Below are 25,902 nucleotides of genomic sequence, written 5' to 3'. Positions count from 1 at the left end.
ATTTTATAGCATCGCTATTAAAACGAAGGAAAACCCATCAACAAAAATTATAGTATCCTGGTGGCTTTTACAAAAGCATAATTCCAGAAACCTTCTCTTAAAGAAGAAACAGTAACTCCTCTGGAGCTAGAGGCGTGTATAAATTTTATTTCATCGTTATCTATAGAAACCACCATGCCTACGTGGTTTATTCTTTTTCCTTTTCTACTGGTTTTAAAAAAAAGTAAGTCGCCCTTAACAACATCTTTAATTTTAACGCGCTTACCTTCATTAGCCATAACGTAAGAAACTCTTGGAATAGCAATGTCATGTTCTGCAAAAGAAACGTAGAGTAAACCAGAGCAATCCATCCCTTTTTTAGTGGTACCGCCATATTTGTAGCGTACACCAGAGAAAGTAAGTGCTGTATTTATTATAGCATCTGCTTTAGAAAGTGTTTTTTCTGCTATTCTTGTAGTACTCTTTTTAGGAGTAGGAGCAGTTGGTTCTGGGTCTCCAGCAACAGACACTTTATAGGTCTTGCTTTTAGTAGTCGTTTTCTTTTTAGAAGTACCGCAACTTCCTAGCAAGAGTAATAGAGAAATAAAGTAGACTTTGCGATACATGAATTAAGGTAATAGGTGTATAAAGTTAGTTATTTTCTATTAGTAATGTAGCTGTTTTTTCACTAGCACCACCGCCACCAAGCATTTTTTCTAATTGTTGGTACGCACTAATTTGTTCGTCTCTAGATTTTCCTTTTAGAATTTTGTGTAATTCTTCTGTTAAATTTTTAGTAGTTAAATTGTCCTGAATAAGCTCTTTTACTACTTCTTTTTTCATTATTAAATTTACTAAAGAAATATATTCTAAAGTAATAATACGTTTTGCAATTTGATAGGATATCCAGTTTGCTTTATAGCAAACCACTTGTGGTACTTTAAATAAAGCGGTTTCTAGAGTTGCAGTACCGCTAGTAACTAATGCAGCAGTTGCATGGGAGAGTAAATCGTAAGTTTTATTGCTTACAAAAGAAATAGTACTATTTAAATAAGGTTTATAAAAATCTAAATCTAAACTAGGAGCTCCTGCAATTACAAATTGGTAGTCTTTAAAAGAAGACGTGAGCGAAAGCATAACGTTTAGCATTTTTTGGACCTCTTGTTTTCTACTACCAGGTAATAGTGCAATGATTTCTTTTTCAAGGTCTAAATTATTTTCTTTTCTAAATACAGATGCTTCTGTTTTTGGAATATTTTCTATAGCATCTAATAATGGGTGGCCAACAAAATGCACTAGAAAATTATGTTTTTCCCCATAAAATTCTTTTTCAAAAGGAAGTATAACAAACATGTTGTCTATATCTCTTTTTATTTTTTCAATGCGCCCTTCTCTAGAGGCCCATATTTGTGGAGAAATGTAATAATTGGTCTTAAAATTATTAGCTTTTGCCCATTTAGCAATTCTTAAATTAAAACCAGAATAGTCTATAAAAATTAATACATCTGGGTTAAAATTGGTAATATCCTCTTTACAAAAGGCAATGTTTTTAAAGATTTTATTTAGGTTAGTAAGCACCTCTAAAAACCCCATAAAAGCAAGCTCTTTATAGTGCTTTACTAGACTACCACCAGCCTGTTGCATTAAATCTCCTCCCCAACAACGAATATCTGCATTGGCATCTTTAATACGCAATGCTTTTATTAGGTTAGAGCCATGCAAATCTCCAGAGGCTTCACCAGCTATTATGTAGTATTTCATTTTTTTAAATTTAGCTATTGGCGTTTAGCCTATTGCTATTAGCTTTTATTTTTTAGTTCTAAGTAATAAGCCTTAAATCTATTGTCTTTTTTCTCTACTCTTTTTATTAGTTCTTTGTTTCTAAAACCATCAACCAAATTAAAAAAGCTTATAATATAAAATAGCTAAGGCTGTAATTAAGGTTGCTAACAATACACCACGCGCTCTTTGGTCTCTCTTAATTTTTAAAAAACCAAAGAATGCTATTAAGTTTAGAATAGCTCCTAGGGCAAGTAAACTACCAACATGCCCTTGTGCAACAGCTGCATTATAGGTTTCTACAATTCCAAATTCCGAAAAAATAAGGATATATAAAATAGTACCAATAGTATTTGCAATAATACCAACAATAAATCCTATTAAAATTTCTTTTTTAGTGTTCATTTAAATTCCAGTTATTTATATGGTGAATAGCATGGTGGGCAGTTAAATCAAATTGTGTAGGAACCACAGATATATATCCTTGTGAAAGAGCCCACTCGTCTGTATCTTCCCCTTTATCCAGTAGCTCAAACTCTCCGGTTAACCAATAATAGTCTTTGCCCATTGGGTTGGTTCGTTTATCAAATTTTTCTTTCCAATTTGCTCTTGCTTGCCTGCAAATTTTAACCCCTTTTATTTCTTTTTCCTCTAGTTTAGGAATATTTACATTAAGAACAACACCCTTTGGAATACCATTGGCAAGTGCTTCGGAAACAATTGTTATAATGTGTTTTTTTGCGGCTTTAAAATTGGCTTCCCAAGAAAAATCACATAAAGAAAAACCAATTGCAGGAACCCCTTCTATGCCAGCCTCAATAGCAGCGCTCATAGTTCCAGAATAAATAACATTTATAGAAGAGTTAGATCCATGGTTTATTCCGCTAACACAAATATCTGGTTTGCGATCTAAAATTTCTTGCAAAGCTAATTTCACACAATCTGCAGGAGTACCACTACAGCTATATTCTTGGTGTATATTACGTAACAAATTTGTCTTCATTTGTTTAACATACAAGGTGTTATCTATGGTAATGGCATGTCCCATTCCAGATTGGGGGCTATCTGGAGCAACTACAACAACATCTCCTATTTCTGCCATAAAGCTTACCAAATTGCGTAAACCAGGAGCAGTAATACCATCATCATTAGTAACAAGAATAAGAGGTTTTTTCATAGGGTATACTTTATAGAGTAAAAATACGTTTTTAAAAAAGATATGGCACCCACCTCGATTAACAAAAAAATATCTAAGAAGCATATTGCTGGCATGGTTTTTTCAGTATCTTAGAGAATTGTATGTATTTTGCCACAAAAAGTAGGTAGTTTTTATAGCCGTACAAAATGCAAAAATAAAATTATTGAATTTATGAAAAGGAATTTAGTCTATGTGTTAACAGTTTTAATGATAGCTGTGGCTTCCTGTAGTTTTACAAACAGGACTTTTGAGAATGACGATAAAGATAAATTGTTATTAGATTTAATCACCTATGTTTTAGAAAAAGGGCATTACGAACCAAAATCTATTGATGATGATTTTTCTGTAGAAGTCTTTGAAGATTTTATAGATATTTTGGATCCAACAAAACGTTATTTTTTAGCAAGTGATATTGAAGATTTTGAGCAGTACAAGTTTCAGATAGACGATCAAATAAAAAATACAGACATTACTTTTTTTAATGCAGTATATGAACGTTTAATGATTCGTATGAATGATGCAAAGGGGATTTATAAAACCATACTAAAAACTCCTTTTGATTATACCGAGAACGAAACTATAAATATTAAATACGAAGAAGAGTCTTTTGCAGATTCTAAAAAAGAATTACAAGAAAGATGGAGAAAGCAATTAAAATATGCAACTTTAGGTACTTATGATGCTAAGCTAAAAAGGCTTACGGAAGATAATGAGGAAGCCAAAAAAGAAACCACTAAAGAAAAAAGTACAATTAGTATTGAAGCAGAAATTGCAGCAAGAGAAAGTACAGAGAATACTTTAGATGAATTTTTTGATTTTGTAGATGATTTAGAGCGTAAAGACTGGTTTGTACAGTATATAAATAGTATTGTAGATGAGTTTGACCCGCACACTTTTTATTTTGCTCCAGAAGAAAAGGAAAAATTTGATACCAGTATGTCTGGTAAGTTTGAAGGTATTGGCGCACGTTTACAAAAAAAGCCAGAAGGAGCTAAAATTGTAGAAGTTATTTCTGGTGGCCCAGTATGGAGAGACCAACGTATTGAAGTTGGTGATGAAATTACAAAAGTAGGGCAAGACGGGGAAGACCCTATAGATATTTCTGGAATGCGTTTAGACGATTCTATAAAACTAATAAAAGGAGCAAAAGGGACTGTAGTAGATTTAACCGTACGTAAAGTAGATGGATCTATAGAAGTAATTTCTATTACTAGAGATGTGGTAGAGTTAGAAGAGTCTTATGCAAAGTCTGCAAATATTATTAAAGAAAACCAAAAATTTGGACTTATAAATCTGCCAAAATTTTATGTAGATTTTGAAGATTATAGTAATAGAAATGCAGCATCAGATGTAGCAAAAGAAGTAGAGCGTTTAAAAGAAGAAGGTGCAGAGGGGTTAATTTTGGATCTTAGAGATAATGGTGGGGGTTCTTTAAAAACAGTGGTAGAAATGGCTGGTTTATTTATTAAAGAAGGACCTATTGTACAAGTGCGTTCTAGCGGAAAAGGAAAAGATGTATATGATGATAAAGATGAAAGAATACAATGGGATGGTCCTTTAGTAATTTTAGTAAATGAGTTATCTGCATCGGCTTCCGAAATATTAGCGGCAGCAATGCAAGATTATAAAAGAGCTATTGTAATTGGTAGTAAACAAACTTTTGGAAAAGGAACGGTACAAAACGTAATACCTTTAGACAATATAGTTCGTAGTAACGAGCACGGAGATTTAGGCGCTATAAAATTAACAACACAAAAATTTTATAGAATTAATGGTGGCTCCACACAATTAGAAGGTGTAAAGAGTGATGTGGTTGTGCCAGACAAGTATAGCTATATAGATTTAGGAGAAAGAGACCAGAGTAACCCATTAAAGTGGGATAAAATTACACCTGCAGACTACCAAATTTGGGATGGGTATATAGATTATGACAAAACGGTAGAGAGTAGTACAAAACGTATGGCTGCGCACCCTCAAATTAAGTTAATAGAAGAAAACGCAAAGTGGCTTAAAGCGGAGCAAGGAGAAACAGAGATTTCTTTAAATTATGAGGTGTATAAAGCAGAAGAGTCTAAAGACAAAGAAAAGTCCGATTATTTTAAGAACCTATCAGACTATGACTCGCATTTAACCTTTACCTCTTTAAAATATGAAGAAAACTTATTTACAAAAGATTCTTTGTTAAGAGAAAAAAGAAACCGTTGGCATAAAAATCTTGCAAAAGATGTGTATGTAGAAGAAGCGGTTAATGTACTACAAGATCTTAAATTAAATACAATTAAACACGCAAAATTAGCAAGTATAAAAGACTAAAAGCTACGTTTTAAAAATAAAAATCCCGATTAAATTATTAATTTGAACGGGATTTTTTTTGCACTTATTTTTCTTAAACTTACTATAGAATAGTACTACAATTTAGTATATTTATATCCCTTTAAATCTTTACGAGTTTAAATTTTCCCTCTCTACTTTGTTATAAGAAGAAAGCGACCTTTTATATAGGTTAGTTATGCCTTTACAGAATTCTGTAAGGAATAATTAAATCTTAGGTCGTTATTTGTACATATTAATAACGAATAATGAGATTACATTTAAAGCTAACTAAAAGTAGTAGCCCAATACCTTTTAATTATCAACATTTACTAACAGGCTGTTTTCATAAATGGTTAGGTAAAAGTAATGTAGAGCATGGTGCTATAAGTATGTATTCTTTTTCTTGGTTGCAGAATGTAAAAGCAACTAAAAAAGGATTACACGTTACGCCAGAGACCTCTTTTTTTATAAACTTTTATGATGCAGAAATTGCTAAAAAAGTAATTGAAGGCATTTTAGCAGCTCCAGAAATGTTTCATGGGGTAAGTGTACAAGAAGTATATATGCAAGAAGCACCAAATTTTGCTAACAAGGCATACTTTTATGTGGCTAGCCCTGTATTGGTAAAAAGAGATACCGAAAAAGGAAAAAAACACTACCAGTACTTCGAGGAAGAAACCAACCAATTACTTACCCAAACGTTACAATTAAAATTAGAAAAAGCAGGGCTTTCAACAGAAGGTGTTTCGGTTCGTTTTGATTCTAATTATACTAAGTCTAAAACAAAAATAGTAAGCTATAAAGAGATAAAGAATAAAGTTAACATATGCCCTGTAGTTATAGAGGGCAGCCCAGAGCAAATTGCATTTGCATGGAATGTAGGTGTAGGGAATAGTACGGGAATTGGCTTTGGAGCTTTAATGTAAAGATTTATGGAGAAGAAATTATTTGTTGTAAAATATACGAGTGCTTTTGGTTTTATTAAACCATGGACGGCGGTTAGGGATAGTGAAACTTTTTCGCAACAATTTCTTACTCCTTCAATTGTGGAAGGAATGGAAAAAAAGCTATTTCCTGAACTCTTGGAAACCAAAGGCATTCATAAAATAAAGAGACATAGGTTAAATTATATGGGAATTGATGTTCAACAAGAAAGAACTTGGTCAAAAGGAGGATTTAAAACAAGTAAGTCAGGAAAAAAATGGAAAACAAATCTAGCTATTATTGAGCGTGGAGTGATGATTGAGCCTCATTTGTACTTAGCTTTTGAAAATAAAGAAGATGCTGAAAAGGCAATGCAGGAACATTTATGTCTTTGTAGAAATGAAGATATAATATTGCCAAATGAGCTTTTAAAACTTTCAGAAGCTGATTTCGATGAAATTGAAGGTTTTGAATTACTTTTTGATGGTGATAAAAATTCCATGTTTAAAGTTGGTTATAATCGCTTTGATGATGTTGCCGAAATGTTAGGTCAATTGAAAATATTTGGAAATCCTATTCGTCAATCTTTAAGCTAATCAGAATGAAATCATTAGATGAAATATTAGCAAAAAGCATTGATAGAGGTGGGACAACACTTTTAGAACATACCCACCATGTTGCTTCGGCAATAGAGGCGTTTGCAGAGAAATATCAATTTGATTTTGATAAAACTCTAGCAATTAAAGCTGCTGCTTTACATGATTTGGGAAAGGCTCATGTACATTTTCAACACAAAATTAATAGTGATGAAGATTACAAATCCTTAATGGAAAAAGAGGAATGGAATTATGCGCATAGGCATGAATTATCCTCTTTAGGTTTCTTATCAGTATTTCCAAAAGAAGAATGGTCGCCTTTGATTGATATGGTTGTTGGTCATCACAAATCAATTAGAGAAGATAAAAGTTCACGAGGAATTATTGATTTAGACGAAAATGATGGATTTTGGTTAGAAAATCACTTGATTGATTGGAAAAATTGGTCGCCTTATGGTTTGGAAATCTTGAAGCAATTCAACTTTAAAAACATTGATATTCGACCAATATCATTAGAAGAAGCGGAAGAAAATTTGGAATATGTTTTAAACTATTGTAAAAGAAAACCTTTGGGTTGGTCACCTTTAAGAGGTTTATTAATGTCGGCAGACCATTTTGCTTCTGCCTTTATTAATGGGACACCTGCAAAATTAGATGACCTTTTTGCTATTCCCGATTTGAGTTTTTATAAAAATCCGAATCGTAGAAGTGATTTGTATCCGCTCTCTCAAATTGATACTGAAGATAAAAGACCTCATACGATGGTCGTTGCACCTACAGGAGCAGGAAAAACAGATTTTTTATTAAAAAGATGTCAAGGAAGAATTTTCTATACATTACCATTTCAGGCTTCTATCAATGCGATGTATGAGCGCATCAAAGGCGATATTAAAAATGAAAACCCAAATGTAGAAACACAAGTTAGGGTTTTACATTCGACTTCTGCTCTTTTGGTAAAAGGTAATAAAGATGCAGAAAGTTTACAGCATTTTGGCGGTGCAGCTATCAAGGTTTTAACACCTCATCAATTGGCTTCTATCATTTTTGGAACTGCCGAATTTGAAAGTATGATGCTTGATTTACAAGGAACAGACATCATTTTTGATGAAATACATACTTATTCTGATGTTGGTCGGTCGATGGTTTTAGAAATCATTCGGGCACTTTTAAGATTGAATTGCCGCATTCATATTGGAACAGCTACGATGCCTTCGCTTTTGTATAAAGAAGTTTTAAAACTGTTACAAGAAAATGGAGAAGTCTATGAAGTGAAATTAGATGATGAAATTTTAGATGGATTTGATAGGCACATTGTTCATAAAATGAATGATGAAACAGAAATTGATGCTGTTTTAGAAACTGCTTTTGAACAAAAAGAAAAGGTTTTAGTCATTTTTAATACAGTAAAAAAAGCACAAGAGGAATATATCAGATTGTCTAAAAAATTTCCAACTATTCCTGCGATGCTTATTCATAGCCGTTTTCGACGAAGCGACCGTTTTGCATTAGAAAATCGTTTGAAAACTGAGTTTAATGGAAATGGCTCAGAGCAATACGGAAATGGGTTAATGCCTTGTTTTGTCATTTCTACCCAAGTTGTTGAGGTCAGTTTGGATATTAGTTTTGATAGAATGATTACGCAAGTTGCCCCCTTGGATGCTTTGATACAACGTTTTGGACGTGTCAATCGAAAACGGTCAAAAGATACAATTGGAAAATACAAACCTGTTCATGTTATTCAATTGAATGGAAATGCTTTGCCTTATAAAGCAGAAACTTTGAAAGCGAGTTTTGACCAATTAGAAGACAATACATTACTAAAAGAAAGAAGTTTACAAACCAAAATTGATAAAGTTTATCCTTCTTTAGATACGAAACCGATTGATATTCATTTGATTTTTCATGATGGTCAATACAAGATAAAAGAGCTTTGTCATAGGCGAAGTGCTGTAATTGTGGAAGCCTTAGAAATTCAATCTGCTACTTGTATTTTAATATGTGATAGAGAAAAATACCTGAATGCAAGATGGGGCGAACGCATTCCAATGGAAATCCCAATTAGTATTAAAACAATGGCACGATATAAAAACCAATACGAACAATTAGAACATGGTTCTCGCCCTTTTGTAGTACCGCAAGAGGAAGCTAATCATTTAAAATATGGATTGCAATTAGTTGAACCTGAAATATTTTTATGATATGTACACAAGTTATATAGGAAATAAATTTCTAAAAATATATCGGGAGAAAAACAATCTACCCGATGATTATACTGCTCGGCAATTCTTTGATAAAGAGCTATTTCCATTGTTTTTTGATAATGAAGAACATTTGATGCACGTTGGAAATTCGCCCTTTTTTCAAAAGCCCACAAAAAAAGCAGTAGAAGAACATGGTTCAAAAGCTAATGCACAATTATTTAATCTTCATTCAAAAGTAACAGAAAGTGTTCCAAGTGGAGCTATTTTTGTTGGTTATGGTGCTGAAAATAGAGAAGCAACTTCTTCAGGGCAAATTACTTCGATGTCTTTTGATTTTGGAGATAATGAAATATACGCTTCTTGGATTGGTCAAGCTTTAGCAATTGGTGTTAGTGGTGGTTTATCTATTCAAATTGATGAAAACGAAATACTTTGGACACTTCACGAAGGTTGGAAAAATTATCGAAAATACCTTTCGCAAACACCCAATTTAAAAGATAAGCAAATTGAAACGTGGAACGGACATTGGTTAAGACATGCATTTAGTGAATATTTTCATGCTAATAATCCATTAGCTGAATTTGACCCAAAACCTGAAAAAGTCTTAGGAAAATTAGCAATTCCGACAGTTGATTGGATTAAGGTAATCTTTGCTCTATCAAGACAATATCCAAACCAAACGATTACAGCTTACGTTTATAGTCTTTCTCAAACAAATACAACACTTGGGTTTATTAACCTTCAATTGCCAAAAGTTAGAAATCTAATTCGTTTGAAAGGCGAGTTATATACACTTCCGAAGGAAAGGCAAAATCATAAGAATTTTGAGCAAATGTATTCTACTTTTTACAATTTGAAAAATGCATTTAAGTTAGGCGTCATTGGTTTAAAAGCATTAGAACCGAAGAATTTAAGGGCATTTATGCCTTTAACAACGGCTAAATACGCGCAAGGAAAGGATTATATATTTTCTGACCCGAACATCAAAGAAAAAAAACATGAAACTGTTGAAGATTTTGAAGTTCGTAGACAAAAAGCAATGGATAAATACAAAGGTGAAGTAATTAATTTTCAAATATTTAAAACTTGGATTAGAGCTATGTTGAATAACAAAAAACAATTAAATACTTTGGCGATAGATGTCGCACAAGCATTGATAGATTTTGAAGAAAAATCTAAAAATTCAGAAACAGGACGAGGAAAATCTACTCAAAGTAGATTAAGTGAAGATGTAAAATCATCAACGACATTAAAACTATTCATTGAAAATTTGACAGCTTTAATGAAAATACATAATGAAGGTGCAATCACCTTTAAAAAAGTGAAAGATGCTGTTATAGTATTACCATCAGATTTATTTCCATTATTTATAACGTTAATTCGTTTTGAATATCAATACAAAAAATCAATTTAATAATCTTTAAAATTTAAAATATGAAACCATATATTTATTTAAGGGCATTACGTCATGCAGAACATACTGTGTTTGGTGTACAAAATGGACAAAAAGCATATCGTGACCCGCAATTTGGTCGCCAAATGGCTTATTCAAGTGGGCAACAAGTGAAGCGTTCTATTATTGAGGCTTTGTCGGATGAATTGAATGTTCCTTTTGCAGCAATTACTTTTAATTGGAAAATTGAAAAAGGTATTGCAGGAATGCTTGAACCTCATTCGCCATGCGACCCCTCTTTTCCAGACCAATTATTAGGTGGTTATATGAAAGCTCAGAGTGATAAAATGACCGTAAAAAGAAGAAGTCCTATGTCTATTTCGGCAATGCGTCCTTTACATCCATTATTAGGTGGATTGGAAAGAGAAACAGAAGCAGTTGTTTTTGACCGTTCTTCAAAACCCGAAAATCATATTGTAAAAGTATATCAAGTTGAAGGCAAAAAAAGAACTGAAATTCCGCAAGAAGAATTAGCAGATTGGTTGGTTTCTAATGAGAGAAGTTTAGGCCCGAAATATTATAATGGTAGCGGAATGACAAGGGCTACAGGTTTATTTGTTTATGATATTGCTATTGATTTAAGAACCTTGTTTTGTGTTTCTACGAATAGATTAGAACCTGAATTATTTCCCGAAATCGAAACGAAATTAAGAGAAGCAGGTTGGGTAGAAGGAAAAAATGTTTTTGGAAAATGTTTGGTATTACCAAAAGAGCTGCGTGAAAAAATAATTCCAGCTTTGGCGCATGCTTTAATAAACTGGAGAATTACAAGTAATCAAGCTCGTACTTTTAGTTTAATGGAAACTCTTGCCATTGCTGTTAGTGATAATGCCAATCAAATTGCATATGCTATTCGCGGAGAACTTCGTACAGATTTAGAAAAGCAAACGGCAGTTCCTAAAATTGATGAAACAGCAAAGGCAGATATTTTTGTTACTCCTTCTTGTTCCGGTTATGTACAAGAAACAGTTGGTTCAGCAGATGCAATCGATATGGCAGAACAAAAATTAATTGATTTAATGATGGCTTTTGATTATGAAAAGCAATAATAGTGAGTTAGACAACTAATTATATCATTAAATTGCATCTAACCGCCACCCACATAAACTATTACAAAATATGCCACAGAAAACTGTGGCTTTTCACCAATGGCATAGGTATGGAACATACTTCTGCCATAGTTTATGATGGTAAGTTACTACATGAGACTAGTTATGCACAAAGAGCAGAAAAATACCAAGAAATAGAGTTAACGGCAATCTACCAAAACGTGTCTTTAACGGGTAAAATAGATTTTTACAACGCCAAAGAAAAAATTATACACGAAACAAAAAGAGGAAAAACTACAGAGGATGCTCATGAATGGCAAGTAAAATTTTACATTTGGTTATTTACTCTAAACGGTATAGAAGGCGTAACTGGTAAAATAGAGTATCCCAAATTAAGAAAAACTACCACTGTATTTTTTACAGAACCAGACCGTGTTTATTTAGAAGAAATTGTGCCCAATATAAGCGCATTTATACAGCAAGATAAATGCCCTCCAATATTACATTCCAAAATATGTAAAAAATGCGCTTATTATGAGTTGTGTTATATAGATGAGGTATGAAAAAGTCGTATTATTTATTTAATCCGGGGCGTTTATCACGTAAAGACAATACGCTAAAATTTGTGCCTATAAACGAAGACGGTATAGAAGGTAAAGCAAAATATTTGCCAGTAGAAGGGGTTCAAAATTTATTTTGTTTTGGAAGTTTAGATGCCAATAGTGCCTTGTATAATTTTTTGGGTAGAAACCAAATAGGTGTACATTTTTTCGATTATTACGAGCATTATACTGGTAGCTTTATGCCCAAAGAGTATTTGTTAAGCGGTAAAGTATTAGTTAACCAAGTAGCACATTATAGTGCTGTTAAAAAAAGAATACTATTAGCACAACTATTTATAGAAGGAGCGGCATTTAATATGCTAAAAAACCTAAAATATTATAATAAAAAAAATAGAGATTTAGAGGGGCAAATAGGCAAAATAACTAAGTTAGTTAAGCAAATACCAAGCACAACTGCTATAGATGAATTAATGGGCATTGAGGGAAATATACGAATAGTGTATTATACCGCTTTTAGTTCTATAATTACTGATTTTGAAATGAACAATAGAACAAAGCAGCCTCCAAATAATGAGGTAAATGCCATGATTTCTTTTGTAAATATGCTGTGTTATACCCAGTGTTTAGATCAAATTTACCATACGCAATTAAACCCAACAATTAGTTTTTTACACGAACCTGGGTTTAGAAGATTTTCTTTGGCACTAGATTTAGCCGAGGTTTTTAAACCCTTATTGGCCGATCGTTTAATATTTTCTATGTTTAACAAGAAAATGATACAAAAATCGGATTTTGATTTTACTTTAAATAGCTGTCTTTTAAAAGAGTCCGGAAGAAAAAAAGTGCTGCGTTCATGGGACGAAAAATTGAACGAAACATTTAAACACCGTTCTTTAGATAGGAGCATTAGTTATAAGAGATTAGTACGTTTAGAGTGCTACAAATTGGTAAAGCACGTAATGGGGATGCAAGAATATAAACCTTTTAAAACATGGTGGTAAAATGTATGTAATTTTGGTTTATGACATGGATAAAAGAAGGGTAGGTAAAATGCTAAAACATTGTAGATGTTATTTAAACTGGATACAAAATAGTGTTTTTGAAGGAGCAATTTCGGAGGTAAAATTAAAAGAGTTCTTAGCAGGAGCAAAGCTAATAATGAATGAAGAAACCGATAGTTTAATTATCTTTAAAAGTCGCCAAGAAGGTTGGTTGGCAAAAGAGGTCATAGGAAAAGAAAAAAATGACTTAGATCATTTTATATAAGCGTCTAAAGGTTTGTTTATGGAATAACAAATTTGAGTTCTTTGGCATTTTGTTTGTATTATGCTCTTTGTTAGTAAATTACAGAGTTGTCTAAGCAGGGGATAAACCTTAGCTTTAAAGGTAGACTAAAAAATAGTTTTATTTTTTGTAGTTTTGTTTTTTCAAGTAGTTAATTATCAAGCTTTTATTTTATTGAAAATAACGGCTATCAATCGACCCATTAAGGAATTGAAATTACAGTAGTCTGGTAATTATCGTCTTTAGTTCTTGCCTATCAATCGACCCATTAAGGAATTGAAATAATGCAATGAAAACACTAAACAGATTTAAAGCTAGACTATCAATCGACCCATTAAGGAATTGAAATTAAAGAAAGCAATTGATAATTTATTTAGTCAAGGAACTATCAATCGACCCATTAAGGAATTGAAATTTAACTTCTCTTTGCTTATATCTTTTTGGTTTCATTCTATCAATCGACCCATTAAGGAATTGAAATGCAACTACAAAAGCACTTGACAAAGCACAGCAAAAGCTATCAATCGACCCATTAAGGAATTGAAATGATAATTACACCAACCACGTAAGCAATAGCCAACGCTATCAATCGACCCATTAAGGAATTGAAATATAAAAAACAATCTAACAAGAAACTTTAATCTATTACTATCAATCGACCCATTAAGGAATTGAAATGCACTTGTTATGTAATAATCTGTTGAGTTTACAGGACTATCAATCGACCCATTAAGGAATTGAAATTTAGGAACCTTTCATTTATACAAAAAGAAGCTTTATCTATCAATCGACCCATTAAGGAATTGAAATAATTTAGATTTAGATTCTACGGATGATGGTTCTGGTCTATCAATCGACCCATTAAGGAATTGAAATTTTACTTCTGTAGCAAGATTTTGAACTTTGTTAAGCTATCAATCGACCCATTAAGGAATTGAAATCTCATACATACTATTAGGGATAGTATCTTCATTTGCCTATCAATCGACCCATTAAGGAATTGAAATACAGGACATGGGTATTACGGAGCTAAAAGAGGTAAGCTATCAATCGACCCATTAAGGAATTGAAATTATAAAACAATACAAACACAAACCCCATTGCTGCACTATCAATCGACCCATTAAGGAATTGAAATCAAGAGGAAAAAAGTACGCATATTATAAGTATTAAATCTATCAATCGACCCATTAAGGAATTGAAATAGTACAGCAATAAATTTTTTCTTCTCTGCAAACGAGCTATCAATCGACCCATTAAGGAATTGAAATCCAATTACTTAACCTTGTATTATCCTTACCCTCCCTATCAATCGACCCATTAAGGAATTGAAATGAAGAAGAAGAAACTAAAAGATTAAACAGAGAGCTACTATCAATCGACCCATTAAGGAATTGAAATGAAAAAACTAGCCTACGAGGAGAAGTATGTTATTTCGCTATCAATCGACCCATTAAGGAATTGAAATTATTTTATTATTTAATTAGTTTTTAATTCAAAATTTCTATCAATCGACCCATTAAGGAATTGAAATAATTAAATCTTCTATAAATTTATTTCTAGACTTACCCTATCAATCGACCCATTAAGGAATTGAAATGACAGAGAGGACGACAGAGGTTAATAGCCTGTTTGCTATCAATCGACCCATTAAGGAATTGAAATGAGTAAACAAACACAGCAGGTAACACTGTATATACGCTATCAATCGACCCATTAAGGAATTGAAATTCGTTAGCATTAATTGTTGTAGCATCTGCTGCTAAACTATCAATCGACCCATTAAGGAATTGAAATTGACTATCTAAAATCCTAGTAGAATTAACCGCTACGCTATCAATCGACCCATTAAGGAATTGAAATCTTTGCTCTCGGCATTACAACAATGCGTATAATTAACTATCAATCGACCCATTAAGGAATTGAAATTAAAATGGAGTGTATCGAAGGGCACGAAAATTGGTCTATCAATCGACCCATTAAGGAATTGAAATATAATGAAGGAAGTCGAGATTAATCGCATTGAATTTCTATCAATCGACCCATTAAGGAATTGAAATCATATATTGAGGCCTTTCAACAACAATTAGTCCATTCTATCAATCGACCCATTAAGGAATTGAAATAAGGGTGTTATATCATTTATATTATTTCTATAACCTCTATCAATCGACCCATTAAGGAATTGTAATGAAGACAAAAAACACATGAATAAAGCAATTTTAAACAGCGATTGTATAAAAAATAAAAGCCCACTTTTTAAAAAGCAGACTTTTATAAGTAAAAGTATAACATCTTAATTATGCTACTTTTATATAAGACTTTGGTTCCTCATTCTTTTTAGCTTTAGGGGTTTCTTTATGGTATTTTAGCTTTTTATTTTGAATATAGGTAACCCAAACTAGTACTAAACAAACAACTGCTGCTGCTCCGTTGCCATCCTTTGCTAATAAATGAGCAATAATACCAAATAAGAAGTTCATAAAAAATCCTGCATAGGCCCATTCTATAAGCCATTTTCCTTTGTTTAATAAAATTATAGTTAAACCTAATAATTGTGCTGCTCCAGTAACATATATTAAATAAGTAGGGTATCCTAATTGTTGAAATTTAAGTACTATTGCATCATAGTTTATAAAAGAATTTGCTACAGCATATACTATGGCTATAGTGAATAAAGTAAGTGCAATACGGTAGTATGTTTTTGTGGTATTCATAGTAATGGGGTTTAAGATTGTTCTGCTAAAGTACTTTCTTAAACCCTATTTATTAGCGCTTTGTAGCCCAGTTGCTATTTAGTGTAGCCCAGTGGTAAAAACCTTTATTTTAACATGTTAGCATGCATTTTTCGCAATTTTGCAAGCTTAGGGGTTATAACAGCACTACAAAAACCTTGTTCTGTATTGTTGCTATAGTAATCTTGGTGGTAATCTTCTGCTTCGTAAAAAATAGGCAATTTACTAACTTCGGTTACTATTGGGTCTTCGTAATAAGGGCTTACTTCTTTAATAACTTCTTTTGCAATTTTTTCTTGTTCTGCAGTATGGTAGTAAATTACAGAACGGTATTGGGTGCCTACATCACCACCTTGCCTGTTTAAGGTAGTTGGGTCGTGGCTGGTCATAAAAATTACCAATAAATCTTTATAAGAGATTACGTTGGCATCAAAAGTAACTTGTATTACTTCGGCATGGCCAGTAAGTCCAGAGCAAACTTCTCTATAGGTTGGTTTACCAGGTGCCGTACCACCACTATAACCAGATACTATTTTTTGTATTCCTTTTATTTGATTAAAAACAGCCTCTACACACCAAAAGCAGCCGCCACCAATAGTAGCAATTTGTATTTTAGAATTACGCATTTGTTTCTTTGTTTAGTGTTAATGATTCCGAGTTTACACAATAGCGTAAACCGCTTGGTTCTGGGCCATCTGGGAAAATATGCCCTAAATGGGAATCGCAAGTGTTACACATAACTTCAACCCTAATCATACCGTAAGTGGTGTCTTTCTCATACTTAATAGCATTTTCTTTTACAGGTTGTGTAAAACTTGGCCAACCTGTACCAGATTCAAATTTAATAGTAGAATTAAATAATGGCGTGTTGCAACAAACACAATTGTATTTGCCAGCTTCGTGCGCACTACAAAGCGCTCCAGAATGTGGTGCTTCGGTTCCTTTTTGTCTTGTAACTCTATACTGTTCTGGCGTTAGTATTTTTTGCCATTCGGCATTCGTTTTTTCTACTCTTTTATCAGGGGTAGGGTTTCCTTTAACACTAAAATTAATTATATCTTTCCATGTTAGCATGGTAATTTTCCTTTCTGTTTTAATGAATACTAAACTTACATAATAGTCTTACACAAGGTATAAACCTTACGTTATATACCACTAAATTAAGTTAAATTTGAAACATGAGAAAAAGCTATTCTAATAAGACTACGTATTCTATATTAATGCTAATTTGTGTGGTTGGTTTTTGGTTGTTTGAAAATTTTTATACTCCAGCTACGTATTCCGATAAAAATTCGGAAGGTTTAAAAAAAGAGATTTCTGCTTATTTAATGCCAAGTTCTACCACAGGAAGTATCGTAGAACATTCGTATTATTCTTTATCGTATAATGAGGCTTATGAACAGGCAGAGTGGGTGGCATATAGGTTAGATAAAAAGGATTTAACTTATGAGGATAGAAAAAGACCTTATTTTATAGAAGATCCAATGGTAAAAACAAAATCTGCAGATTGGCGAAATTACAAAGGTTCTGGTTATGATCGTGGGCACTTATGTCCTGCAGGGGATCGTAGATTTTCTAAACAAGCTTATGATGAAACGTTTTATACAAGCAACATTAGCCCACAAAACCGAGATTTTAATGCTGGTATTTGGAATAGGTTAGAAATGAAAACAAGATACTGGGCAAAAAAGTACGGGAGTGTATTTGTAATAACTGGTGGGGTTTTAGAAAATGGTTTAGAGGAAATTGGGGAGGAAGATGTTGCTGTACCTAATTATTTTTATAAAATTATTGCAAAAGGAGAAAAAGATAATTTAAGTGTAGTAGCTTTTTTAATGAAAAATAAAGAGAGTTCTTCTCCCATAAAACAATTTTTAGTGCCTGTAGATGTTATTGAAAAACGTACTGGAATAGATTTTTTTAAAGAACTTTCTAAAGAAAAACAGGATAAAATAGAGAAGAAAGTTACCACTAGTGGTTGGAAATTTTAAAAACTTTCTTTTAATCTATTAGCATCTAATCGTAAAAAAATAAAGAGTAATATGGTAAAAAATAGTAGACCAGAACCACCATAACTCATAAATGGCAAAGGAATACCAATAGTTGGTAATATTCCTATTACCATACCTACATTAATTAAAAAGTGAATAAAAAGAATAGAAACTACACCATAGCCATACATTCTAGAAAATGGGTTTTTTTGGCGTTCTGCCAAGTGTATTAACCTTAGAAAAAGAAATGTAAATGTGAGTACAACTAAAGAGGTTCCCAAAAAGCCCCATTCTTCTCCAATGGTACTAAATATATAATCAGAATGTTGTTCGGGTACAAAATCTCCTTTAGTTCGTGTACCTTCTAAAAATCCTTTCCCTATTAATCCGCCAGATTCTATTGCCTTTTCAGATTGGTAGGTATTGTAGCCAATAGTTTTTCGTATTTGCTCTAATTTTTTAGGGTCTTTTTCTAACCGTAGCCAAAGACTAAAACGGTCTCTGTGCCTTTGTTCAAAAACATGATTAAAAACAAAATTTACCGACAGCGAGAATAGCACAATAGCAACTAATGCAGAAGCAAAAGGTATAATAGGGACTTTAAATGTTTTTCTTTTTATTAAAAAGAAAATGGTAGTTAATAACGCTAAGGAAATTGTAAGCCATAAAGTACCAAACTTTAAGGTAGCCACAAATATGAGAATAACTAAAAATAAGATTCCTAAGTAGTATAGCGGTAAACCTTCTCTAAATATTACAAATAGTAATGAAAAAAATACTAAAGCACTACCTGGGTCTGGTTGCGGTATAATTAAAATAGCAGGTATTAAGAGTATTAAAATGGCGTATAGCTGGTCTTTTCTACGTTTAATATCTGTTTGTATATCACTTAAATATTTTGCCAAGGCTAGTGCTGTGGCTACTTTAGCAAGTTCTGAGGGTTGTAGGTTAAAAAAACCTAAATCGTACCATGAGGTTGCCCCAGCAATAGTTTTACCAAAGGGGTATAAGCCAAGGAGTATTACCATGGCAATTAGGTAAAAAAGACTAGAGAAGCGCTCATAGAAATTAACTTCTAATGCTAGAACTATTAAAATAGCTAAGATACTTGCTCCTGCAAAAAAAAGCTGTTTGCCATGTAAGGCGCTAAAATTAAGTATTTGTGGTTCTGCTTCTGTAACAGTACTAGAATAAATATTTAACCAACCAATGAATACTAAAATAAGGTAGAATAATACACTTAGCCAGTCTATACGTTTTAGAACACTTTTACCAGACATATTCATTAATCTTAAACTCTTCGCCACTATAGGGTTTAGCATATTCGTGCTCTAGAGTTTTTTCTAACATTCTTTTTTCCAAGTCTTTTCTAGTTACGTCCCCTTTAATGTATTTTTCTATCATTAAAGAAGCTATGTGCCCTGCATATCTAGATCCATAATACCCATTTTCTATATACACAGCAATTGCAATTTTTGGCTTATGTACAGGGGCAAAAGCAACAAAAACGGAGTGATCTGTTAGTTGTGTTCTTACACCATCAATTTTAGTAAAATTTTCTGCCGTTCCTGTTTTTCCTGCAATTTCTATATCTGGTATTTGAACCCATCTTGCGGTACCTTTTCTATACACATCGGCCATACCTTGTATTACAGGTTCAAAGTGTTTACGGTCTATTGTAGTATGTTTGGGTTCTGTAAATTTTGGGTTAGAAATGGCTTCTCCTTCAATTTTCTTTAAAATATGAGGAGTGTAATAATGCCCTCTATTAGCAATAGCTGCAGTCATATTTGCTAATTGTACTGGAGTAGCTAATACTTCTCCTTGGCCAATAGAATTAGATATTATATAAGAAGAACTCCATCTATTATCTCCATACCATTTATCATAGTATTCTTTACTAGGAATTCGGCCTTTTTGGCCATACGGTAAATCGTATCCTAGGTAATTTCCTAAACCAAAACTCTTCATGTGTTTTTCCCAAACATCCATGCCTTCATCGGTAGTTTCAAATTTTTCGTATATTTTTCTGAACGTGCCAGCAAAATAGGCGTTACAAGATTTATAGATTCCAGAATTTACATTTCGTAAACCACCACCACAATGACATCCTTTTTTAGAACGCCCAACATAAAAACCATTATAACAACGTATAGTTGTATTTACATCTATTACTCCTTCTTGTAATGCAATAAGAGCATTTAGAGTTTTAAATGGGGATCCAGGTGGTTGTTGTGCTAAAATGGATCTATCCCATGTTGGGTTTGCAATAGTATCATTATAAAGTTTGGTGTAATTTCTAGAACGCTTTCTACCAACTAACAAAGCGGGATCATAGGTTGGTCCAGATATCATAGATAATATTTCGCCAGAGGAAGGTTCTAAAGCAACAATACCGCCACGTTTACCAACCATTAGTTGTTCTCCATATTCTTGTAGAACTTTATCTATAGTAAGGCTAATTTGCTTTCCTTGTTCAGGAATAGTATCTAAAGAGCCACTTTTATAAGGGCCTATATCTCTATTAAAACGGTCTTTTTGAATGTACTGTACGCCTTTACGACCTCTTAAAATTTCTTCGTACTGTTTTTCTACTCCTGTACGGCCAGTTAATTCTCCCTGTACATAGTATTTATTTTTGGCTAAATCTCTTTCATTAACTTCACTAATATATCCTAATACATTTGCACCACTATTAGTGTCATAATATCTTAGAGAACGTTTTTGAATATAAAATCCTTTGTACTTTCTCATTTTCTCTTGGAGCCTGCCATAGTCTTCTTTTGAAAGCTGATGTACTAATACAGATGGTAAACGTGGAGAATAAATTCTTGCCTTTCTGAGTTGTTTAATAAATTTTTCTTTCTCTAAATTTAATAAACTACAAAATTCTAAAGTATCTAGAGGTTTTACTTCTCTAGGGATTACCATTACATCATAAGCGGGGTCATTACCAACTAATAGCTTGCCATTACGGTCATAAATATAACCGCGTTCTGGGTAATCATAAATTGTTTTTATTGCAGGGTCTTCTGCTATTTGGTCTGGCGAAAAGCTAAATATTTGCAAATAAGAAAGCCTACCCAAAAAGGTAATTCCTATAAGTATAACTAAAGAGGATAATAATAGTCTTTTCATTCTTTTTTAACGCTAAATAAAGTGCTAAATAGTAAGCAAAGTATTAAAGTAGCTAGGCCTATGGCTAGTGTTTTTTTAAGGATTAACAATAGGTTAGTAAAACTGAAAATTTCTAATGTAAAAAATACGAAATGATGCACTACTATTAATAACGCTAAAAAGGTGATTTGTTGTACTTTAGTTGTGTTTCTAAGTTTAAAACTTTGAAATTCTAAGTTTACCCCAAATACAAAATTCATTATAACAGGTCTTAAGTATGCTATAGTAACTGTTGCTGCTGCATTTATTGCCATAGTGTCTGAAAAAAAGTCTATGCATAGACCAAGTAAAAAACTTAGCCCAATAAAGGCTGCTCTATTTTCTTTTATAGGATACCAGTATAAAAATAATATATATATCATTGGATTAATAAACCCAAAAAAGTTAAGTCTATTAAACACCAAAACCTGCACTAATACTAATAGTGTAAAACGTAAAATATTTATAAAAAAATTAGTATTGATCATTGGAAATGGTCTCTTGTTCTAATTTTAGTATTTCTTTTCTATTAGGGTTATTAATTATATAAACATTTTTAATGTTGGTCATGTCATTAAATAATGAAACATTTATATAGTAAAAACTTTTAGAGTCATCTAGGTCAAACTTTTTTATGGTTCCTATAGGAATATTTTCAGGAAAAATACTACTCATGGCTCCAGTTACTATGGTGTCTCCAATAGTAATAGGGACCAATCTAGGAATATCTATTAATTGCACCGTGTTATAGTGTTCTGTATTCCATATTAGAGAGCCAAAGTGGTTCGTATTTTTAATTTTAGCATTTATATTGGAGTGTTCATTTAAAACACTTTGTACAGATGCGTATTTATTAGAGGTGTTTTCTATAATACCCAATATGCCTTTATCGGTTATAACACCCATATCTTGTTTTATACTATCTTTTTCTCCTTTGTTTATAGTAATATAATTACGCTGATCTGCATAATTATTTTTTATTACTTGTCCAGAAATTACAGTATAGCTTATATTGGAAGAATCTATAAGAACGGTATCTTTTATCTTGCTGTTATATAATATTTGACGTAACCTTTTATTATCGTTTACTAGTTTTTGGTTTTCATTTTTTAAATCAAAATAAGAAGTAATATTATAGGAAGTTTCAAAAATTCCGCCTGTTACCCAATTAGAAGAATTAAAAAATTTAGATTGATGAAAAGAATGCGATTGAATAGTGAAAGACAATGAAATAATCATAAAAAAGATATAAAGCAAAAAGGTTTTATATCGAATTAAAAAATTTATTATCTGCTGCATTCAGTTCAAAATTATATACTACCAAAAATAGTATGTTTCAATTTGGGGAAATTGATAACAAAAAACAAAAGAATATACTTAAAGTTTATTTAATTAATATACTCTTATAACGCTCTAAGTTTTTAAGTGCAATACCTGTTCCTCTTACAACCGCTCTTAAAGGGTCTTCTGCAATATATACAGGTAAATCTGTTTTTTGCGATAATCTACGATCTAACCCACGTAACATAGAACCACCACCAGCTAAATAAATTCCTGTATTATAAATATCGGCAGCAAGTTCTGGAGGTGTTTGGGATAGTGTTTCCATAACAGCATCTTCTACACGTAAAATAGATTTGTCTAATGCTTTTGCTATTTCTCTATAAGAAATTTGTACTTGTTTTGGTTTACCGGTAAGTAAATCTCTTCCTTGTACAGATTTTTCCTCAGGAGGTGTTTGTAAATCTTCTGTGGCAGAACCAATTTCTATTTTTATTGCTTCGGCAGTTGTTTCTCCAACATATAAATTATGCTGTGTACGCATGTAATAAATAATATCATTGGTAAAAACATCCCCTGCAATTTTCACTGACTTGTCACAAACAATACCACCTAGGGCAATTACTGCAATTTCGGTAGTACCACCACCTATATCTACAATCATATTTCCTTTAGGTTGCATAATATCTAAACCAATACCAATAGCTGCAGCCATTGGTTCATGAATTAAGTAAACTTCTTTACCATTTACACGTTCTGCAGATTCTTTTACGGCACGCATCTCCACTTCAGTAATTCCAGAAGGAATACAAATTACCATACGTAATGCTGGTGGAAACCACTTTTTCTTTAACGCAGGAATGTTCTTTATGAACATATTTATCATCTTTTCAGAGGCGTCAAAATCTGCAATTACTCCATCTTTTAAAGGACGTATAGTTTTTATGTTTTCATGGGTTTTACCTTGCATCATGTTGGCTTCTTTACCAACGGCAATTATTTTTCCAGAAATTCTATCGCGTGCAACAATAGACGGACTGTCTACAACCACTTTATCTAAATGTATGATAAGTGTGTTGGCTGTTCCTAAATCTATTGCAATTTCCTCTGTTAAGAAATCAAAAAATCCCATAGTTTAAAGTTTGGTTTCGATTAAAAGTGCATTTCGTCGATAAAGGTACTAAAATTAATGCTTAAAATGACGTGTGCCTGTCATTACCATAGCAATTTCATTTTCATTACAGTAGTCAATACTTAATTGATCTTTAATAGAGCCTCCTGGTTGTATTACGCTTTTAATACCACTTTTTCCTGCTATTTCTACGCAATCAGGGAATGGGAAAAAAGCATCACTTGCCATAACAGCACCTTGTAAATCAAAATTAAAAGACTTTGCTTTATGTATAGCTTGGTTTAAGGCATCTACTCTAGAGGTTTGCCCTGTACCGCTAGCACACAATTGCTTGTTTTTTGCTAAAACAATAGTATTACTTTTTGTATGCTTACATAATTTAGAGGCAAATATTAAATCGTCTAAATCTTCCTTAGAAGGTGTAAGTGTAGTTACTGTTTTTAAATCTTCAAGAGCATCAGTTTTAGCATCTTTTTCTTGTAATAGAATTCCGTTTAAACAAGTGCGTACATTGTTTTTTGGTAACTCAATATCATTTAGTATTAAGATAATACGGTTCTTTTTCCCTTTTAAAATTTCTAAAGCATCGGGAGCATAGCTAGGTGCAATTACAACTTCACAGAAAAGCTTATGAATTTCTTCGGCTGTAGCTTTATCTATTTCTTTATTACTAATAAGAACTCCACCAAAAGCAGATACTGGGTCGCCAGCTAATGCATCTACATACGCTTGGTGTAATGTGTCGCGTTGCGCTAAACCACAAGCATTGTTATGTTTTAAGATAGCAAAGGTAGGAGCATCATTCTTAAATTCATTCATTAAGTTTACTGCAGCGTCTACATCTAATAAATTGTTGTATGATAATTCTTTACCATGAAGTTTATTAAAAATAGCATTAAAATCGCCAAAGAAAAATCCTTTTTGGTGTGGGTTTTCTCCATAACGTAATACTTTTCCTTTTGTCTCGCTAATTTTTAGAGCAGCCTCTTCATGATTTTTATTAAAGTAGTTAAAAATAGCACTATCATAGTGTGAAGAAACATTAAAAGATTTTGCTGCAAAACGCTTACGGTCTTCTAAAGTTGTAGTTCCATTACCTTCTGTAATTAGTTCTAAAACCTCACTGTAATCTTCCATAGAAGAAACACAAAGAACATCTTTAAAGTTTTTAGCAGCAGCACGTATTAAAGAAATACCACCTATGTCTATCTTTTCTATAATATCTTGTTCTGGAGCACCACTTGCAACCGTTTTTTCAAAAGGATAAAGGTCTACAATTACAATATCTATTTGCGGAATATTAAATTCTTCTAATTGCGCAACATCACCATCATGGTCTTGTCTATTTAAGATACCTCCAAAAACTTTTGGGTGCAATGTTTTTACTCTACCACCTAATATAGATGGGTAGCTAGTAACGTCTTCTACAGGTACAACATCTATTCCTAAGTCCTTAATAAATTTTTCTGTTCCTCCTGTGGAGTATATAGTTATTCCAAGTTCACTAAACTTTTTTACAATTGGTTCTAATCCGTCTTTATGGAATACAGATATTAAGGCTGATGTTGCTTTTTTGGTACTCATTTTTACTTTGCTTAAAATTAAAGTTCTAAGCTTGCAAAAGTAATTTTTTTGAAACTAAAAAAGGAGGTAGTTTATTAACAATAAACCTAAAGTTTTAAAGAATTTGTGATACTTTTTCATTTACATATTCTAAAAAACGCTCATCTTCTTCAGAAAACGGGTTTGGTGTGTTAGAATCTATATCTATTTGCCCTATATTTTTTCCGTTTACAAATAAGGGAACTACAATCTCTGCCTTAACCGTAACACTGCAAGCAATGTAATTGTCTTGCGCAGCAACGTCTGGTACCACAAAATTCTCATTGCTTTCTGCTACTTGGCCACAAATACCTTTGCCAAAAGGAATAATAGTATGGTCTGTAGGTGCGCCAGCATAAGGACCCAGTTTAAGTTCTTTTTTGTCTCCATTTTTAAAATAAAAACCAACCCAGTCATAATAGGGGACAGATTCTTGTAAAAGGTCACAAATTTCTTTTAGCTTTTCATCTGTGTCTTTTTTGGAAGAATTAAGAATGGTAGAAACTTTGGTTTTTAATATAGCAAACATAATAACAATAATTATAAAAAGTGAGAGCCAAATTTACAACCTTCTAAAGTTATCTTTTCTTTCTCCCTTAATTTATTAACAATTGTTTCACTAAAACGGATAGGCACAAAATAAAAAGTGGGTGTCTATAGCTTTAG

Annotated in this window: 24 protein-coding genes and 1 CRISPR repeat array; of the genes, 10 read left to right on the top strand and 14 right to left on the bottom strand. The window is 32.5% G+C overall.

The genetic code is table 11. The features are described 5' to 3' along the window. Positions 1-47: 47 nt before the first annotated feature. The 4 genes from Q0945_RS13000 to surE form a co-directional block, all read right to left on the bottom strand. On the bottom strand, positions 48-605 hold the full coding sequence (locus Q0945_RS13000; RefSeq protein ID WP_299435260.1) for a C40 family peptidase: 558 nt from the start codon (positions 603-605) through the stop codon (positions 48-50). Positions 606-630: 25 nt separating this feature from the next. Continuing rightward, positions 631-1,740 (bottom strand): lipid-A-disaccharide synthase, encoded by a 1,110-nt coding sequence (gene lpxB, locus Q0945_RS12995; RefSeq protein WP_299435258.1) that lies wholly within the window; start codon positions 1,738-1,740, stop codon positions 631-633. Positions 1,741-1,878: 138 nt separating this feature from the next. Further along, entirely contained in the window at positions 1,879-2,163 is a 285-nt protein-coding gene (locus Q0945_RS12990) for a hypothetical protein (RefSeq protein WP_299435256.1), read from the bottom strand. Beyond that, on the bottom strand, positions 2,153-2,935 hold the full coding sequence (gene surE, locus Q0945_RS12985) for a 5'/3'-nucleotidase SurE (RefSeq protein ID WP_299435254.1): 783 nt from the start codon (positions 2,933-2,935) through the stop codon (positions 2,153-2,155). The genes Q0945_RS12990 and surE overlap by 11 nt, the downstream gene beginning before the upstream one ends. Before the next feature lie 192 nt (positions 2,936-3,127). Here surE and Q0945_RS12980 point away from each other — a divergent pair, with 192 nt between their 5' ends. From Q0945_RS12980 to cas2, 9 genes are all read left to right on the top strand, one after another. Then, positions 3,128-5,269, top strand: coding sequence for a carboxy terminal-processing peptidase (locus Q0945_RS12980; RefSeq protein WP_299435252.1), 2,142 nt, complete (start codon positions 3,128-3,130; stop codon positions 5,267-5,269). Between the two features lie 266 nt (positions 5,270-5,535). Further along, on the top strand, positions 5,536-6,195 hold the full coding sequence (gene cas6 / locus Q0945_RS12975; protein WP_299435251.1) for a CRISPR-associated endoribonuclease Cas6: 660 nt from the start codon (positions 5,536-5,538) through the stop codon (positions 6,193-6,195). Between the two features lie 6 nt (positions 6,196-6,201). Further along, complete coding sequence (locus Q0945_RS12970; protein WP_299435248.1) at positions 6,202-6,789, top strand: hypothetical protein; 588 nt, start codon at positions 6,202-6,204, stop codon at positions 6,787-6,789. Positions 6,790-6,794: 5 nt separating this feature from the next. After that, on the top strand, positions 6,795-8,987 hold the full coding sequence (cas3, locus tag Q0945_RS12965) for a CRISPR-associated helicase Cas3' (RefSeq protein ID WP_299435243.1): 2,193 nt from the start codon (positions 6,795-6,797) through the stop codon (positions 8,985-8,987). Position 8,988: 1 nt separating this feature from the next. Then, complete coding sequence (locus tag Q0945_RS12960) at positions 8,989-10,404, top strand: hypothetical protein (RefSeq protein ID WP_299435242.1); 1,416 nt, start codon at positions 8,989-8,991, stop codon at positions 10,402-10,404. 20 nt (positions 10,405-10,424) lie between these two features. Continuing rightward, on the top strand, positions 10,425-11,492 hold the full coding sequence (locus Q0945_RS12955) for a hypothetical protein (protein WP_299435237.1): 1,068 nt from the start codon (positions 10,425-10,427) through the stop codon (positions 11,490-11,492). A 32-nt stretch (positions 11,493-11,524) separates the two neighbouring features. Then, positions 11,525-12,055: a CRISPR-associated protein Cas4 gene (gene cas4, locus Q0945_RS12950; protein ID WP_299435233.1), complete on the top strand. Its 531-nt coding sequence runs from the start codon at positions 11,525-11,527 to the stop codon at positions 12,053-12,055. After that, positions 12,052-13,056 (top strand): type I-B CRISPR-associated endonuclease Cas1b, encoded by a 1,005-nt coding sequence (cas1b, locus tag Q0945_RS12945; protein WP_299435231.1) that lies wholly within the window; start codon positions 12,052-12,054, stop codon positions 13,054-13,056. Before cas4 ends, cas1b begins: the two co-directional genes overlap by 4 nt. A 1-nt stretch (position 13,057) precedes the next feature. After that, positions 13,058-13,321, top strand: a complete 264-nt coding sequence (gene cas2, locus Q0945_RS12940) for a CRISPR-associated endonuclease Cas2 (RefSeq protein ID WP_299435228.1) — start codon at positions 13,058-13,060, stop codon at positions 13,319-13,321. A 205-nt stretch (positions 13,322-13,526) separates the two neighbouring features. Continuing rightward, positions 13,527-15,531: a CRISPR direct-repeat array (repeat unit 30 nt; unit sequence CTATCAATCGACCCATTAAGGAATTGAAAT). Between the two features lie 108 nt (positions 15,532-15,639). Here cas2 and Q0945_RS12935 read toward each other — a convergent pair. The 3 genes from Q0945_RS12935 to msrB form a co-directional block, all read right to left on the bottom strand. Beyond that, positions 15,640-16,056, bottom strand: a complete 417-nt coding sequence (locus Q0945_RS12935; RefSeq protein ID WP_299435224.1) for a DoxX family protein — start codon at positions 16,054-16,056, stop codon at positions 15,640-15,642. A gap of 104 nt (positions 16,057-16,160) precedes the next feature. Further along, positions 16,161-16,700 (bottom strand): peptide-methionine (S)-S-oxide reductase MsrA, encoded by a 540-nt coding sequence (msrA, locus tag Q0945_RS12930; RefSeq protein WP_299435221.1) that lies wholly within the window; start codon positions 16,698-16,700, stop codon positions 16,161-16,163. Beyond that, entirely contained in the window at positions 16,693-17,148 is a 456-nt protein-coding gene (gene msrB / locus Q0945_RS12925; RefSeq protein WP_299435218.1) for a peptide-methionine (R)-S-oxide reductase MsrB, read from the bottom strand. Before msrB ends, msrA begins: the two co-directional genes overlap by 8 nt. A gap of 104 nt (positions 17,149-17,252) precedes the next feature. Between msrB and Q0945_RS12920 the strand changes: the two genes are divergently transcribed. Next, positions 17,253-18,065 carry a DNA/RNA non-specific endonuclease gene (locus Q0945_RS12920; protein ID WP_299435216.1) on the top strand — a complete coding sequence of 271 codons (813 nt, stop codon included), beginning with the start codon at positions 17,253-17,255 and terminating at the stop codon, positions 18,063-18,065. Here the strand turns inward: Q0945_RS12920 and rodA are convergent. From rodA to Q0945_RS12885, 7 genes are all read right to left on the bottom strand, one after another. Continuing rightward, positions 18,062-19,345: a rod shape-determining protein RodA gene (gene rodA / locus Q0945_RS12915; protein WP_299435213.1), complete on the bottom strand. Its 1,284-nt coding sequence runs from the start codon at positions 19,343-19,345 to the stop codon at positions 18,062-18,064. The genes Q0945_RS12920 and rodA overlap by 4 nt on opposite strands. Then, a complete protein-coding gene (gene mrdA / locus Q0945_RS12910) occupies positions 19,335-21,203 on the bottom strand; it encodes a penicillin-binding protein 2 (protein ID WP_299435211.1) in 1,869 nt (622 codons plus the stop codon). The genes rodA and mrdA overlap by 11 nt, the downstream gene beginning before the upstream one ends. Then, entirely contained in the window at positions 21,200-21,604 is a 405-nt protein-coding gene (locus Q0945_RS12905) for a rod shape-determining protein MreD (protein WP_366136399.1), read from the bottom strand. The genes mrdA and Q0945_RS12905 overlap by 4 nt, the downstream gene beginning before the upstream one ends. Before the next feature lie 91 nt (positions 21,605-21,695). Further along, positions 21,696-22,520 carry a rod shape-determining protein MreC gene (mreC, locus tag Q0945_RS12900; protein WP_299435206.1) on the bottom strand — a complete coding sequence of 275 codons (825 nt, stop codon included), beginning with the start codon at positions 22,518-22,520 and terminating at the stop codon, positions 21,696-21,698. Positions 22,521-22,605: 85 nt separating this feature from the next. Beyond that, complete coding sequence (locus tag Q0945_RS12895; protein ID WP_298477967.1) at positions 22,606-23,634, bottom strand: rod shape-determining protein; 1,029 nt, start codon at positions 23,632-23,634, stop codon at positions 22,606-22,608. 54 nt (positions 23,635-23,688) lie between these two features. Further along, positions 23,689-25,218 carry a bifunctional phosphoribosylaminoimidazolecarboxamide formyltransferase/IMP cyclohydrolase gene (gene purH, locus Q0945_RS12890; protein ID WP_299435202.1) on the bottom strand — a complete coding sequence of 510 codons (1,530 nt, stop codon included), beginning with the start codon at positions 25,216-25,218 and terminating at the stop codon, positions 23,689-23,691. Positions 25,219-25,312: 94 nt separating this feature from the next. Next, positions 25,313-25,765 (bottom strand): GAF domain-containing protein, encoded by a 453-nt coding sequence (locus Q0945_RS12885; protein WP_299435200.1) that lies wholly within the window; start codon positions 25,763-25,765, stop codon positions 25,313-25,315. Positions 25,766-25,902: the final 137 nt, after the last annotated feature.

Origin of the sequence: uncultured Maribacter sp. (assembly GCF_947500405.1) — a bacterium.
Lineage (GTDB): Bacteria > Bacteroidota > Bacteroidia > Flavobacteriales > Flavobacteriaceae > Maribacter_B.
Note: the sequence above shows the minus strand (reverse complement) of the source record. Positions and strands in the feature narration are given on the sequence as shown.

Bases quoted from the DNA above. Each gene is read 5' to 3' on its own strand.
- Q0945_RS12920 (WP_299435216.1), top strand. From the start codon at position 17,253: ATGAGAAAAAGCTATTCTAATAAGACTACGTATTCTATATTAATGCTA.
- Q0945_RS13000 (WP_299435260.1), bottom strand. From the start codon at position 605: ATGTATCGCAAAGTCTACTTTATTTCTCTATTACTCTTGCTAGGAAGT.
- cas3 (WP_299435243.1), top strand. From the start codon at position 6,795: ATGAAATCATTAGATGAAATATTAGCAAAAAGCATTGATAGAGGTGGG.
- Q0945_RS12980 (WP_299435252.1), top strand. From the start codon at position 3,128: ATGAAAAGGAATTTAGTCTATGTGTTAACAGTTTTAATGATAGCTGTG.
- Q0945_RS12935 (WP_299435224.1), bottom strand. From the start codon at position 16,056: ATGAATACCACAAAAACATACTACCGTATTGCACTTACTTTATTCACT.
- msrB (WP_299435218.1), bottom strand. From the start codon at position 17,148: ATGCTAACATGGAAAGATATAATTAATTTTAGTGTTAAAGGAAACCCT.
- Q0945_RS12960 (WP_299435242.1), top strand. From the start codon at position 8,989: ATGTACACAAGTTATATAGGAAATAAATTTCTAAAAATATATCGGGAG.
- msrA (WP_299435221.1), bottom strand. From the start codon at position 16,700: ATGCGTAATTCTAAAATACAAATTGCTACTATTGGTGGCGGCTGCTTT.
- cas1b (WP_299435231.1), top strand. From the start codon at position 12,052: ATGAAAAAGTCGTATTATTTATTTAATCCGGGGCGTTTATCACGTAAA.
- mrdA (WP_299435211.1), bottom strand. From the start codon at position 21,203: ATGAAAAGACTATTATTATCCTCTTTAGTTATACTTATAGGAATTACC.
- cas2 (WP_299435228.1), top strand. From the start codon at position 13,058: ATGTATGTAATTTTGGTTTATGACATGGATAAAAGAAGGGTAGGTAAA.
- Q0945_RS12905 (WP_366136399.1), bottom strand. From the start codon at position 21,604: ATGATATATATATTATTTTTATACTGGTATCCTATAAAAGAAAATAGA.
- Q0945_RS12885 (WP_299435200.1), bottom strand. From the start codon at position 25,765: ATGTTTGCTATATTAAAAACCAAAGTTTCTACCATTCTTAATTCTTCC.
- Q0945_RS12955 (WP_299435237.1), top strand. From the start codon at position 10,425: ATGAAACCATATATTTATTTAAGGGCATTACGTCATGCAGAACATACT.
- Q0945_RS12895 (WP_298477967.1), bottom strand. From the start codon at position 23,634: ATGGGATTTTTTGATTTCTTAACAGAGGAAATTGCAATAGATTTAGGA.
- purH (WP_299435202.1), bottom strand. From the start codon at position 25,218: ATGAGTACCAAAAAAGCAACATCAGCCTTAATATCTGTATTCCATAAA.
- cas6 (WP_299435251.1), top strand. From the start codon at position 5,536: ATGAGATTACATTTAAAGCTAACTAAAAGTAGTAGCCCAATACCTTTT.
- rodA (WP_299435213.1), bottom strand. From the start codon at position 19,345: ATGTCTGGTAAAAGTGTTCTAAAACGTATAGACTGGCTAAGTGTATTA.
- Q0945_RS12970 (WP_299435248.1), top strand. From the start codon at position 6,202: ATGGAGAAGAAATTATTTGTTGTAAAATATACGAGTGCTTTTGGTTTT.
- Q0945_RS12990 (WP_299435256.1), bottom strand. From the start codon at position 2,163: ATGAACACTAAAAAAGAAATTTTAATAGGATTTATTGTTGGTATTATT.
- surE (WP_299435254.1), bottom strand. From the start codon at position 2,935: ATGAAAAAACCTCTTATTCTTGTTACTAATGATGATGGTATTACTGCT.
- mreC (WP_299435206.1), bottom strand. From the start codon at position 22,520: ATGCAGCAGATAATAAATTTTTTAATTCGATATAAAACCTTTTTGCTT.
- lpxB (WP_299435258.1), bottom strand. From the start codon at position 1,740: ATGAAATACTACATAATAGCTGGTGAAGCCTCTGGAGATTTGCATGGC.